Origin of the sequence: Thiobacillus denitrificans ATCC 25259, assembly GCF_000012745.1 — a bacterium.
GTDB classification, from domain to species: Bacteria; Pseudomonadota; Gammaproteobacteria; order Burkholderiales; family Thiobacillaceae; genus Thiobacillus; species Thiobacillus denitrificans_B.
In genome coordinates this window covers 1,709,226-1,722,007 of sequence record NC_007404.1, presented here as the reverse complement: position 1 = coordinate 1,722,007, position 12,782 = coordinate 1,709,226, and the positions used below count along the sequence as shown (strand labels likewise).

The window sequence follows — 12,782 nt, the reverse complement described above, 5'->3', positions numbered from 1 at the left end:
GAAACCCTCACGAGGACACACCATGAGTACGGTACAAGACGCGAGCTCGGTCGGCAGCCTGTTCGGCGCCGAAGCGGCCAAGACTTCAAAAAGCGGGTCGAGCGACACGCAGGACCGCTTCCTGAGTCTCCTGGTCGCGCAGATGAAGAACCAGGATCCGCTCAATCCGCTCGACAACGCCGAGGTCACGAGCCAGATGGCGCAGCTGTCGACGGTCGAGGGCATCGAGAACATGAACAAGAGCCTCGAAGCGCTGGCATCGAGCATGGGCGCGAGCCAGATGTCGCAGGCGGCCAACCTGATCGGTCACGCCGTGCTCGTGCCGGGCAATGCGGTCGGTCCGGGCCAGCTCGAGAACCTCATGGGATTCGAACTGACGCGACCGGCCGACAAGGTCACGCTCGACATCCATGATGCGGGCGGCAACCTTGTTCGCAGCGTCGACCTCGGCCCGCGCGATGCGGGTGTCAACGTCGTCGCCTGGGACGGGTTGACGGGCAGCGGCGCCGTCGCACCGGCCGGCGCCTACAGCTTCAAGGTCAGCGCCGTGCAAGGCGGTCAGGCGCAGAGCAGCATCGCGCTCAACGTCGGCCTGGTGAACAGCGTGTCGCAGAACAGCGAGGGCGTGCAACTCAATCTGGCAGGAAACGGCAGCGTCGGCTACGCCGACATTCGAGAGATCTTCTGATCCCGCAAGGCGGCAGCAGGCTGCCGGTCACCACAACAAGGAGCACAACATGAGTTTTCAGCAGGGTTTGAGCGGCCTCAACGCCGCCGCCAAAAATCTGGACGTCATCGGCAACAACGTCTCCAACGCCAGCACGGTCGGCTTCAAGCAGTCGCAGGCACAGTTTGCCGACGTCTACGCCAACTCGCTGACCGGCGCGGGCGGCTCGAGCATCGGCATCGGCGTCAAGGTCGCGCAGGTCGCTCAGCAGTTCACGCAGGGCAACATCACCTCGACCAACAATCCGCTCGACATGGCGATTAACGGCGGTGGCTTTTTCCGCATGGACAACGGCGGCGAGATCGCCTACCAGCGCAACGGCCAGTTCCAGCTCGACAAGAACGGCTACATCGTCAATCCGACCGGCGGCAAGCTCACCGGCTACACGGCGAACGCCTCGGGTGTCCTCTCGACCGGCGCCCCGGCGCCGCTCGCGATCAACACGGCCGACCTCACGCCACAGGCCACCAGCGAAGTCAATGCCGTGCTGAACCTAGACTCGACCGGAACGGCGCTGCCAGCGGCCTCGTTCGACATGAACGATCCGACCACCTACCACAGCTCGACCGCAGCCTCGGTCTACGACAGCCTCGGCAATCAGCACACGCTGCAGACCTATTACGTCAAGACGGCTGCGGGCACCTGGAACGTCTATGCGGCTAGCGACGGGACGCCGATTCCGGCCGCCGGCACGCCCGTGAGTACGCTCACGTTCAACGGCAGCGGCGCACTGACCGGGGGTGGCCAGTTCACCGTGACCGCGCCGGTGACGACCGGCGCCAATCCGATCACGGCCGCGTTCGACTTCACCGGCACGACGCAGTTCGGTTCGGCCTTCAGCGTCAACACGCTCAACCAGGACGGCTACACCTCGGGCCGCCTGGCCGGCTTCAACATCGGCGCCGACGGCACGATCCTCGGCCGCTACACCAACGGCCAGTCGGCCGTGCTCGGCCAGGTCGTGCTCGCGAATTTCGCGAACCCGAACGGCCTGCAGCAGATGGGCAACAACCTGTGGACCGAGACCGCGACCTCGGGCACGCCGCTGGTCGGCACGCCCGACTCCGGCGGGCTCGGCGTGCTGCAGTCCTCGGCGGTCGAGGATTCGAACGTCGACCTGACCGCCGAACTCGTCAACATGATCACGGCGCAGCGCGTCTACCAGGCGAACGCACAGACGATCAAGTCGCAGGACGCCGTGCTGCAGACGCTGGTGAATCTGCGTTAACCACGTGCCGCACTAGGGGGACCGTATGGACCGTCTGATCTACACCGCCATGACCGGCGCCAAGCACGCGCTCGAGCAGCAGGCGACGACTTCGCACAACCTCGCGAACGCGACGACGACGGGCTTTCGCGCACAGATCGACCAGTTCCGCGCGGTGCCGGTGCAGGGCGCGATCCTGCCGACGCGGGCCTTCGTCGTCGACTCGACCACGGGCAGCGACTTCCGCTCCGGCGCGATCCAGCACACCGGGCGCGAACTCGACATGGCCGTGCAGGGCGACGGCTGGATCGCGGTGCAGGCCCCCGATGGCAGCGAGGCCTACACGCGCAACGGCAGCCTCAAGCTCGACGAGAACGGCGTGCTGCTGACGCGCGACGGGCTTCAGGTGATGGGCGACGGCGGACCGCTCTCGATCCCGCCAGGCCGTAACGTCGCGGTCGGCAAGGACGGCACGATTTCGCTCGTGCCCGACGGCTCGGCGGCGACAGGCCTGACGTCGATCGGGCGCATGAAGCTCGTGAACCCGCCGGCAGGCGATCTCGTGCGCGGTGACGACGGCCTGTTCCGCCTCAAGGACGGCGGCGCGGCCGACGTCGATCCGAAAGTCGCGTTGATCGGCGGGGCGCTCGAGTCGTCCAACGTCAACGTCGTCGACGAGATGGTCAACATGATTTCGCTTGCGCGCCAGTTCGACATGCACATGAAGCTCTTGCAGCACGCCGAGAACAACGACAGCAAGGCAGCCCAGCTGCTGAGCATGAGCTGAGCCCGGCGGCAACGCCTTTCGACCAATTGAAGGAGCCGAGATGATTCGCTCGCTATGGATTGCCAAGACCGGTCTGGATGCGCAACAGACGCAGATGGACGTGATTTCCAACAACCTCGCCAACGTCAGCACGAGCGGCTTCAAGCGCGCGCGCGCCGTGTTCGAGGACCTGCTCTACCAGACGATCCGCCAGCCCGGCGCGCAATCGTCCGAGCAGACCCAGCTGCCGTCGGGCCTGCAGATCGGCACGGGCGTGAAGCCGGTCGCGACCGAGCGCATCTTCACCCAGGGCAACCTGCAGCAGACCGGCAACGCCAAGGACGTCGCGATCCAGGGCAACGGTTTCTTCCAGGTCCTGATGCCGGACGGCACCACGTCCTACACGCGGGACGGCTCCTTCATGGCCGACGCCAACGGTCAGCTCGTCACGGCGAGCGGCTATGCGGTGCAGCCCGCGATCACGATTCCTGCTGATACCCAGACGCTGACGATCGGCCGCGACGGCACCGTCTCGGTGACGCAACCGGGTTCGGCGACCCCGGTCACGATAGGCACGCTGCAGCTCGCGATGTTCGTCAACCCGGCCGGCCTGCAGAGCCTGGGCGAAAACCTGTACGCGGAGACCGCCGCCTCGGGCACTCCCAGTTCGAGTGCGCCCGGCAGCAACGGCGCCGGACTGCTCAATCAGGGCTACGTCGAGACGTCGAACGTCAACGTCGTCGAGGAGCTCGTCAACATGATCCAGACGCAGCGCGCCTATGAAATCAACAGCAAGGCGATCCAGACTTCCGACCAGATGCTGCAGCGTCTGACCCAGCTCTGAGTCACGCCATGAAGACGACGCGCGCAATCGCAATGCTCGGACTGCTGCTCGGCCTCGCGGCCTGCGGCACGACGCCGTCGACCATCGTCGAGCGGCCGACGACCGCGCGGCCGCAGGCACCTGCCGCGGTGCCAGCGACCAACGGCGCGATCTACCAGGCAGCGACCTATCGGCCGCTGTTCGAGGACCGGCGTGCCCGTCACGTCGGCGACGTGCTCACGATCGTCATCAACGAGCGCACCCGGGCCGGCAAGGAGGCCTCGTCGAGCGCGTCGAAGACCAGTGCGGTCGACGCGTCGGTCGGTGGCGTCGCCAAGCTTCCGCTCAAGATGTTCCAGGGCCTTGGCATCAACGCCGAAGCGTCGGCCGAGTATGAAGACGAGTCGGCGCTCGACTCGAGCAACACCTTCAGCGGCAACGTCACGGTGACCGTGATCGAGGTCCTGCCGAACGGTAACCTCGTCGTCGCCGGCGAAAAGCAGATCGGGCTCGACAAGGGCACCGAGTACATCCGCCTGTCGGGCGTCGTGCAGCCCGACACGATCCAGGCTGGCAACACGGTCTCGTCGGCCAAGGTCGCCGACGCGCGCATCGAATACCGCAGCAGCGCCAAATTCGACAAGGCCGAGGTCATGAACTGGCTCGGGCGCTTCTTCCTCAGTTTCATTCCGCTTTAAGGGGACCGCATGAAGCTGCCGCATTTCTTCGTGTTGGCCGCGCTGGTGCTCTCTGGCGCCGCTCATGCCGAGCGCATCAAGGACATCGCCGCGATCCAGGGCGTGCGCGCCAACCAGCTCTTCGGCTACGGCCTCGTCGTCGGCCTCGACGGCACGGGCGACCAGACCACGCAGACGCCTTTCACGACGCAGAGCATCGCCAACATGCTGACGCAGATGGGCGTCAACCTGCCGCCTGGCATCAACATGCAGTTGAAGAACGTCGCCGCCGTGATGGTGACCGCCGATCTGCCGCCCTTCGCCCAGGCCGGACAGGCTATCGACGTCACCGTCTCGTCGATCGGCAACGCCAAGAGCCTGCGCGGCGGCACGCTCGTGATGGCGCCGCTCAAAGGCGCCGATGGTCTGGTCTACGCGATGGCGCAGGGCAGCCTCGTCGTCAGCGGCGCGGGCGCGTCCGCGAACGGCAGCAAGGTCCAGGTCAACCATTTGAGCGTCGGCCGCATACCGGCCGGGGCGACGGTCGAGCGCACGGTCGCCACCGCGCTCGGCGAATCCGGCAGCATCAACCTCGAACTGCGGCAGAGCGACTTCACGACCGCCAGTCGCGTCGTCGACGTGGTCAACGCGCGCTTCGGCGCGGACACCGCGCGTGCCCTCAACGCGCGCGTGGTCGCCGTCAAGACGCCGCTCGGCGCGAGTGAACGCGTCGCCTTTCTCGGCGCGATCGAGGGCCTCGAGGTCAGCCCGGGCCAGGCGATGGCTAAGGTCATCATCAACGCGCGCACCGGTTCGGTCGTCATGAACCAGACGGTCACGCTCGACCCGAGCGCGGTCTCGCACGGCAATCTGTCGGTGGTGATCAGCACCGCACCCGTGATCAGCCAGCCCGCGCCGTTTGGTCGCGGCGAAACCGTCGTCGCGGCGGAGTCGCAGATCGAGATTCGCCAGCAGCCCGGCGAAGTCATGATGCTGAAGGGCGGTGCGTCGCTCGCCGACGTGGTCAAGGCGCTCAATTCGATCGGCGCGACGCCGCAGGACCTGCTCGCGATCCTGCAGGCCCTAAAGGCTTCGGGCGCGCTGCGTGCCGAACTCGAGGTGATCTGAGTGAGCATCGGCGGCGCCGACCTTTCCTCGAAGTTCGCGCTCGACGTCCAGGGCGTCAACCAGCTCAAGCTCGACGCCAGACAGTCGTCGCCCGAAGCGCTGAAGGCCGCCGCGCGCCAGTTCGAGGCGGTCTTCATGAACATGCTGATGAAGAGCATGCGCGAGGCGACGCCGCAGGACGGCATGTTCGACAGCGAACAGACGCGCATGTACACCTCCATGCTCGACCAGCAGCTGACGCAGAATCTGGCGAGCCGCGGCATCGGTCTCGCCGACGTCATGGTGCGCCAGCTTTCGACGGCGCTTGCTGCCCAGGCGCCCGGCCCCGCCGGCGGCCTCAGCGAGCCGGGGCCCGCGCTCGCGCCGGTTCCTGCGCCGGCACCGCCGCAGCAAGCGCCCGGCCTGACCCGGGGCGGGGATGCGCCGGCGCACGTGCAGGCCTTCGTGCAGCGCCTGGCGCCCCACGCCGAAGCCGCGAGTGCCAGCAGCGGCATTCCCGCGCGCTTCATGCTCGGCCAGGCCGCGCTCGAGACCGGCTGGGGTCGTAGCGAAATCCGCGGCGCCGACGGCCGCAACAGCCACAACCTCTTCGGCATCAAGGCGGGCCCCGGCTGGACCGGCCGCAGCGTCGACGTCGTCACGACCGAGTACGTCGACGGCCGGCCGCAGAAGCAGGTCGAGCGCTTCCGCGCCTACGACTCCTACGCCGATTCCTTCCGCGACTACGCGCGGCTGCTGCGCAACAACGCGCGCTACGCCGACGTCGTCGCGTCCGGGCACGACGCAGCGGGCTTTGCCCACGGCCTGCAGCAGGCAGGCTATGCGACCGACCCCGCCTACGCGAGCAAGCTCGTGGGCGTGATCCGGATGCTCGACACCGCGTGACTCAAGAAACAGCCCCGGCAACCGATTCAGCTATCGAGTGGATTCGTATCGTTTTCCCCAACCCTTTCGCAACCCTATAGATGGCTACCAGCATTCTCGGCATTGGACAGAGCGCGCTCGCCGCCGCACAGGCGGGCCTGAGTACGACCGGCCATAACATCGCCAACGCGTCGACGCCAGGTTACAGCCGCCAGGTCGTCGTGCAGGGCGCTGCGCTGCCGCAGAATTTCGGTTTCGGCTTCATGGGGCAGGGCACGCAGATCGAGACGGTCAAGCGCGTCTACAACGAATACCTCGGCGTGCAGGTCCAGACCGCGCAGGCGTCGAAAAGCGGGCTCGACAGCTATTACGCGCAGATCAAGCAGATCGACAACCTGCTGGCCGATCCCGCGTCGGGCTTGTCGCCGTCGTTGCAGGATTTCTTCAGCGGCATCCAGGAGCTGGCCGCCAACCCTGGGGCGATGCCTTCGCGCCAGGCCGCGCTGTCCTCGGCCGAGGCGCTGGCGTCGCGCTTCAACAGTCTGGCGGGCCGGCTCGACGAGATCGAGCAGGGCGTCAACAGCCAGATCGTGTCGAGCGTCGACGTCATCAACACCTACGCCGAGCAGATCGCACGGCTCAACGACGCAATCGGAAAGGCCCAGCGTGCGAGCGGCCAGCCCGCCAACGACCTGCTCGACCAGCGCGACCAGCTGATCCTCGACCTCAACAAGGAAATCAAGGCGACCGTCGTCAAGCAGGGCGACGGTGCCTACAACGTGTTCATCGGCAACGGCCAGCCGCTCGTCGTGGGCGGCACGACGTCGCGCCTGAGCACGATGGCGTCGCCGACCAATCCCGAGCGCATCGAGGTCGCCTATCAGGCCAGCGACGGCAGCGTCTCGATCGTCGGCGAGTCGGGTCTGGTTGGTGGCAAGCTCGGCGGGTTGGTGGAATTTCGTACCCGGACGCTCGAGCCCGCACAAAACGCGCTCGGGCGGGTCGCGATCGGGCTCGCGAGCAGCTTCAACGCGCAACATCGGTTGGGCATCGACCTCAACGGCGCGGCAGGCGGCGAATTCTTCACAACGGCCGGTCCCGTCGTCACCGCGAACACAAACAACGCCAGCACGAGCACCGCCGCGGTCGCGGCAAGCATCAGCGACGTCGGCGCGCTGACGACGAGCGACTACCGCCTGCAATACGACGGCAGCAGTTACACGCTGACGCGCGTGTCCGACCGGGCGAGCTGGACCGTCGTCGACGGACAGACCGTCGACGGCGTCACCTTGAGCTTGAGCGGTACGGCGGCGGCGGGAGACAGTTTCCTGATCCGGCCGACTGTCGCCGGGGCGAGCCAGTTCGCCGTCGCCATCACCGACCCCGCCAAGATCGCCGCCGCGGCGCCGATTCGTACTGCGGCTGCAAACACCAATACCGGATCGGGGGCAATCAGCGCAGGTACGGTCGATTCGACCTATCCGGCCATGCCGCTCGGTGCGCCGGTGACGCTGACCTACGACGCTCTCACCAACACCCTCAGCGATGGTGCAGGTTTTTCTACCACCTATGCGCCGGGCGCGACAATCAGCTTCGGCGGCATCAGTTTCACGCTCAGCGGCACGCCCGCCGACAACGACAGCTTCACCGTGGAGCCGAACACCAACGGCGTCGGGGACAACCGCAACGCGCTGCTGCTCGGTGGCCTGCAGAGCGCGAACACGCTCGGCAACGGCACGATCAGCTACCAGGGCGCGTATTCGCAATTCGTTAGCCAGATCGGCAACAAGACCCGCGAGCTCGAAGTGACGAGCAGCGCCGCGGGCAAGCTGCTGTCGGAATCGACGACCGCGCTGCAGAACGAGTCCGGCGTCAACCTCGACGAAGAGGCGACGAACCTGCTGCGCTACCAGCAGGCCTATCAGGCCGCGGCCAAGGTCATGCAGGTCGCGAGCGAAATGTTCGACGCGCTGCTCACGATCGGCAGGTAAGAGGACTTCACCATGCGCATCAGCACCCAAACCCTGTTCGAAGCCGGCGCCGCCCGTCTGAGCGAACTGCAGTCGGACATGGTCAAGACCCAGCAGCAGATTTCAACCGGCCGCCGCGTGCTCACGCCGGCCGACGATCCGGTCGCCGCGGCGCGTGCGCTCGAAGTCACGCAGTCGCAGTCGATGAACAGCCAGTACGGTGTCAACCGCGACTATGCGAAAAGTTCGCTCGCCGCGGTCGAAGGCTCGCTCACGGGCGTGACCGAACTGCTCCAGGACGTGAAGACGACGATCGTCGCCGCGGGCAACGGGACGCTCGGCGACATGGAACGCGGCTACATGGCGACCGAGCTCCGGGGGCGCTTCGAGCAGTTGCTCGGAATGGCCAACAGCCGTGACGCGCAGGGCAACTACCTGTTCTCGGGCTTTCAGACCGCGACCCCGCCCTTCAGCAAAAATGCGGGCAATGCCGTCACCTACAACGGCGACGCCGGGCAACGGCTGATGCAGGTCGACACGACCCGCCAGCTCGCCGTGTCGCACTCCGGGCAGGCCATATTCCAGGGCGGCGGTCAGGATGTCTTCCAGACCTTGAACGACCTCATTGCCGTGCTCGAGACCCCCGGTACGGCAGGCCTCACCGCGGGACTCGAAACGGCCAACGGCAAGATCGACCTCGCGCTCGACAACGTGCTGACCGTGCGCGCCTCGGTCGGATCGCGTCTGCAGGAGATCGACGCGCTCGACAGCGCAGGCGAAGACCGCCATCTCCAGTACAGCGAAATCCTCTCGGGCCTCCAGGACCTCGATTACACGCAGGCACTCACCGAACTGTCGAAGCAGCAACTTACGCTCGAAGCCGCGCAGAAATCGTTCGTCAAGACCTCCGGCCTGTCCTTGTTCAACTTCATCTGAAACGCCCCGTGCGCCCTCCCGATTCCCTGTCGAACGACGCGACGAAAGCCCAGCTCGTGCGGCTGCTCGCGGGCGTCTCGCTGCACGGCGACCAGCATCTCGCCGAGGTCGAGCGCGATCTGGTGCAGGTCGACGCGCTGCTCAACGAGGCGATCAAAAAGCTGTGCGCGAGCTTCATGGCGATTCACCAGACGATCGGGCTGCAGCAGGAAGCGCTCAATGGCGTGCTCGCCTCGGGCGTAGCCGGCCCTGAGCAGGCGGCACGGCTCGAAGCGCTGCGCGATGAAATCAGCCAGCACGTCGGCGCGGCAGTGACCGGGCTGCAGTTCCAGGACATGACGAGCCAGCTCATCGGACGCATGGTGCAGCATCTCGCCGGGCTGCGTGACGTGTTCGGCGCGCTGGGCGCCGACGGAAGCACGGCGTTGCCCGAGAGCGGCAGCGAAGAGATGCTGGCCTTGCTCGACAGCATCAGCGAACGGGTCGGCGTCCACGGCACCGAACTGCCCCGCGTGACCCGGAGCAGCGTAAAACAGCGCCACATGGAAAGCGGCGACATCGACCTTTTTTGAGCTTATGAACCGTCGCGCATGCGCGGCAAAGAACGCAGCAGGAGCAATAAGGATGAAAACAATACTTGCAGTAGACGACTCGGGGTCGCTGCGTCAGATGCTGTCCTTCAGTCTGAAGGCGGCCGGCTACGGCGTGATCGAGGCCGTCGACGGCGAGGACGGCCTGAAGAAGGCGAAGCAGCAGAAGGTCGACCTGGTCCTCACCGACCAGAACATGCCCGGCATGGACGGCCTGACCCTGATCAAGGCGCTACGCGGCATGGCGAACTACAAGAGCGTGCCGATCCTGATGCTGACGACCGAATCGGGCGACGACATCAAGGCGATGGGGCGTGCCGCGGGCGCGAACGGCTGGCTGGTCAAGCCCTTCGATCCGGCGCGCCTGACCGAAGTGGTGAAGAAACTGATCGGCTGACGCGACGAACGCGCAGCCCTCGAGAGAACGAAAGACGGAGTCCCAGATGACTATTGATATGAGCCAGTTCTACCAGGTCTTTTTCGACGAGGCCGACGAGCTCCTCGCCGAAATGGAGAAGCTGCTGCTGGCTCTGGACGTGGCGGCACCCGACAGCGAGGACCTCAACGCGATCTTCCGCGCCGCGCATTCGATCAAGGGCGGCGCCGCGACCTTCGGCTTCACCGACATCACCGAAGTCACCCACATGCTCGAGTCCCTGCTCGACCGCATTCGCAAGGGCGAAATGGCGCTGACCGGAGAGCACGTCGACGCCTTTCTGGTGGCGAAAGACATCCTCGCGATGCAGATGGAAGGCCATCACCACGGCGCGGGCGTCGACCAGTCGTCGGTCGATTCGGTTTGCCAGCGGCTGAAGGCCCTGTCCCAGGGGATTCTTGCCGAGGTGCCGGTGATCGAGACGGTGGCGCAGCCGCCTGCGGAGGTCCCCCCGCCGTCCGCCGCGCCTGTGGCGGACGCCGACGGAAACTACCGTTTCCGGATCGAAATGCCCGAGGTGCCGCAGCGCGACGTCGACGCGCTCGCCGTCGAACTCGGCCTGCTCGGCACCGTCACGCAGGAGACGCTGGCCGACAAGCGGGTCGCCTTTACCCTCGTCACGAGCGAAGGCGTCGACAGCATCGTCGCGATCTGTTCCTTCGTGCTCGACCCGGACGATCTCAAGATCACCCATGGCAGCAGCGAGCCCGCGCCGGCTGCGCCTGCTGCTGCGGCGACGGCCGACGCCGATCCGGGCTACGGAATTTTCGAAGAGGCCAAGACCGAGGCGCCCGCGGTGGCGCCGGGGTCTGCCGCTGCGTCGTCTGCCAGTGTGGAGGCTGGTGAGGCCAGAACTCCCGCTCGGCGCGCGACCGACAAGGAGGGCGTCAGCGCCGAATCTTCATCGATCCGCGTTGGCGTCGAAAAAGTCGACCAGCTGATCAACCTGGTCGGCGAACTCGTCATCACCCAGGCCATGATCGAGCAGCGCATCAACGCGCTCGATCCCATCGTCCACGAGCGACTGCTCAACAGCGCGAGCCAGCTCGCCCGTAACACCCGGGACCTGCAGGAAGCGGTGATGTCGATCCGCATGATGCCGATGGACTATGTGTTCTCGCGCTTCCCGCGCATGGTGCGCGACCTGGCGGCCAAGCTCGGCAAGAAGGTCGAGTTCGCCACGCGCGGCGCCGCGACCGAACTCGACAAGGGCCTGATCGAGCGCATCGTCGACCCGCTGACCCATCTCGTCCGCAATAGCGTCGACCACGGCATCGAGATGCCCGAAAAACGGCGCGCGAGCGGCAAGAACGAAAGCGGCAAGCTGACCCTGTCGGCGGCCCATCAAGGCGGCAACATCGTCATCGAGGTGACCGACGACGGCGGCGGCCTCAATCGCGAAAAGATACTCGCCAAGGCCCGGCAGCAAGGTATTCCGGTGTCCGACGCGATGCCCGACAGCGAAGTCTGGCAGCTCATTTTTGCCCCCGGATTTTCCACGGCCGAATTCGTGACCGACGTCTCGGGACGCGGCGTCGGCATGGACGTCGTCAAGCGCAATATCACGGCGATGGGCGGCAACGTCGAAATCCAGTCGGTGCCCGGTACCGGCACGACGATCGCGATTTCGTTGCCGCTCACGCTCGCGATCCTCGATGGCATGTCGGTGAAGGTCGGCGACGAGGTCTATATCCTGCCGCTCGGCTACGTCATCGAGTCCCTTCAGCCGGCGGCCGCCGACGTGAAGGAAATCGCCGGCCAGGGCAAGGTCGTCAAGGTGCGCGAAGAGTATCTGCCGCTGATTCCGCTCTACCAGATCTTCGCGATCGAGCCGAGCTTCGACGACGCCGCGCGCGGCATCATCGTCATTCTCGAATCCGAAGGCAAGAAAGCGGCGCTGCTCGTCGACAGCTTGGTCGGCCAGCAGCAGGTCGTGGTCAAGAACCTCGAATCGAACTTCCGCAGGGTGGCGGGCATTTCCGGCGCCACCATCCTTGGCGACGGCGGTGTTTCGCTGATCCTCGACGTCTCTGCGCTGCTGCGTTCCAGCCACCAGCTCAACGCGGATCCCATTTATTCCTGATACTCCAGAAGGATGCAATCCATGACTCTCCCGATGCAAACCCCGTCCAGCGCGCCGACCGAAGCGGAAGGTGACGGCAACGAATATCTCGCCTTCACGCTCGGGCGTGAGGAATACGGCATCGACATCCTGCGTGTGCAGGAGATCCGCGGCTACGAGCCGGTTACGCGCATCGCCAATGCGCCGGCCTTCATCAAGGGGGTCGTCAACCTGCGCGGAACGATCGTCCCGGTCGTCGACATGCGGATCAAGTTCAACCTCGGCGAGCCCACCTACGACCAGTTCACGGTCGTGATCATCCTGAACATCGGTGGCCGCGTCGTCGGCATGGTGGTCGACAGCGTTTCGGACGTCATGACGCTGGCGCCCGAGCAGGTCAAGCCTGCTCCGGAAATCGGGACGACTTTCGATACCGACTATCTGATCGGTCTCGGCACGCTCGACGACCGCATGCTGATCCTGGTCGATATCGACAAGCTCATGTCGAGCTCCGAAATGGGCCTGATCGACAAATTGGCAGCCTGAAGCTGGAAATATGAAGCACGCAAATAAAAATAAGTAGAGCCCAAAAGCCT

13 protein-coding genes are annotated in these 12,782 nt (G+C 65.7%); all 13 read left to right on the top strand.

Going from position 1 to position 12,782, the window contains the following annotated elements; genetic code table 11:
- The first annotated feature begins 22 nt into the window (after nt 1-22).
- Nucleotides 23-688, top strand: coding sequence for a flagellar hook assembly protein FlgD (locus TBD_RS08175; protein WP_011312147.1), 666 nt, complete (start codon nt 23-25; stop codon nt 686-688).
- A gap of 49 nt (nt 689-737) precedes the next feature.
- A complete protein-coding gene (gene flgE / locus TBD_RS08170; RefSeq protein ID WP_011312146.1) occupies nt 738-1,955 on the top strand; it encodes a flagellar hook protein FlgE in 1,218 nt (405 codons plus the stop codon).
- A gap of 25 nt (nt 1,956-1,980) precedes the next feature.
- Nucleotides 1,981-2,721, top strand: a complete 741-nt coding sequence (gene flgF / locus TBD_RS08165; protein WP_011312145.1) for a flagellar basal-body rod protein FlgF — start codon at nt 1,981-1,983, stop codon at nt 2,719-2,721.
- A gap of 40 nt (nt 2,722-2,761) precedes the next feature.
- The gene (flgG, locus tag TBD_RS08160) at nt 2,762-3,544 is read left to right on the top strand and encodes a flagellar basal-body rod protein FlgG (protein ID WP_011312144.1); all 783 of its coding nucleotides are present in this window, start codon (nt 2,762-2,764) and stop codon (nt 3,542-3,544) included.
- Nucleotides 3,545-3,552: 8 nt separating this feature from the next.
- Nucleotides 3,553-4,221 carry a flagellar basal body L-ring protein FlgH gene (locus TBD_RS08155; RefSeq protein WP_011312143.1) on the top strand — a complete coding sequence of 223 codons (669 nt, stop codon included), beginning with the start codon at nt 3,553-3,555 and terminating at the stop codon, nt 4,219-4,221.
- A 9-nt stretch (nt 4,222-4,230) separates the two neighbouring features.
- Nucleotides 4,231-5,328, top strand: a complete 1,098-nt coding sequence (locus TBD_RS08150) for a flagellar basal body P-ring protein FlgI (RefSeq protein WP_011312142.1) — start codon at nt 4,231-4,233, stop codon at nt 5,326-5,328.
- The gene (flgJ, locus tag TBD_RS08145; RefSeq protein ID WP_011312141.1) at nt 5,329-6,213 is read left to right on the top strand and encodes a flagellar assembly peptidoglycan hydrolase FlgJ; all 885 of its coding nucleotides are present in this window, start codon (nt 5,329-5,331) and stop codon (nt 6,211-6,213) included. It begins immediately after the preceding gene.
- An 80-nt stretch (nt 6,214-6,293) separates the two neighbouring features.
- On the top strand, nt 6,294-8,183 hold the full coding sequence (gene flgK / locus TBD_RS08140) for a flagellar hook-associated protein FlgK (RefSeq protein ID WP_011312140.1): 1,890 nt from the start codon (nt 6,294-6,296) through the stop codon (nt 8,181-8,183).
- 12 nt (nt 8,184-8,195) lie between these two features.
- Nucleotides 8,196-9,098 (top strand): flagellar hook-associated protein FlgL, encoded by a 903-nt coding sequence (gene flgL / locus TBD_RS08135; protein WP_011312139.1) that lies wholly within the window; start codon nt 8,196-8,198, stop codon nt 9,096-9,098.
- Nucleotides 9,099-9,106: 8 nt separating this feature from the next.
- Nucleotides 9,107-9,670: a hypothetical protein gene (locus tag TBD_RS08130; RefSeq protein WP_011312138.1), complete on the top strand. Its 564-nt coding sequence runs from the start codon at nt 9,107-9,109 to the stop codon at nt 9,668-9,670.
- Nucleotides 9,671-9,722: 52 nt separating this feature from the next.
- On the top strand, nt 9,723-10,085 hold the full coding sequence (locus TBD_RS08125; protein ID WP_011312137.1) for a response regulator: 363 nt from the start codon (nt 9,723-9,725) through the stop codon (nt 10,083-10,085).
- Nucleotides 10,086-10,131: 46 nt separating this feature from the next.
- Nucleotides 10,132-12,207: a chemotaxis protein CheA gene (gene cheA / locus TBD_RS08120; protein ID WP_011312136.1), complete on the top strand. Its 2,076-nt coding sequence runs from the start codon at nt 10,132-10,134 to the stop codon at nt 12,205-12,207.
- A 21-nt stretch (nt 12,208-12,228) separates the two neighbouring features.
- Nucleotides 12,229-12,732 (top strand): chemotaxis protein CheW, encoded by a 504-nt coding sequence (locus TBD_RS08115; protein WP_011312135.1) that lies wholly within the window; start codon nt 12,229-12,231, stop codon nt 12,730-12,732.
- Nucleotides 12,733-12,782: the final 50 nt, after the last annotated feature.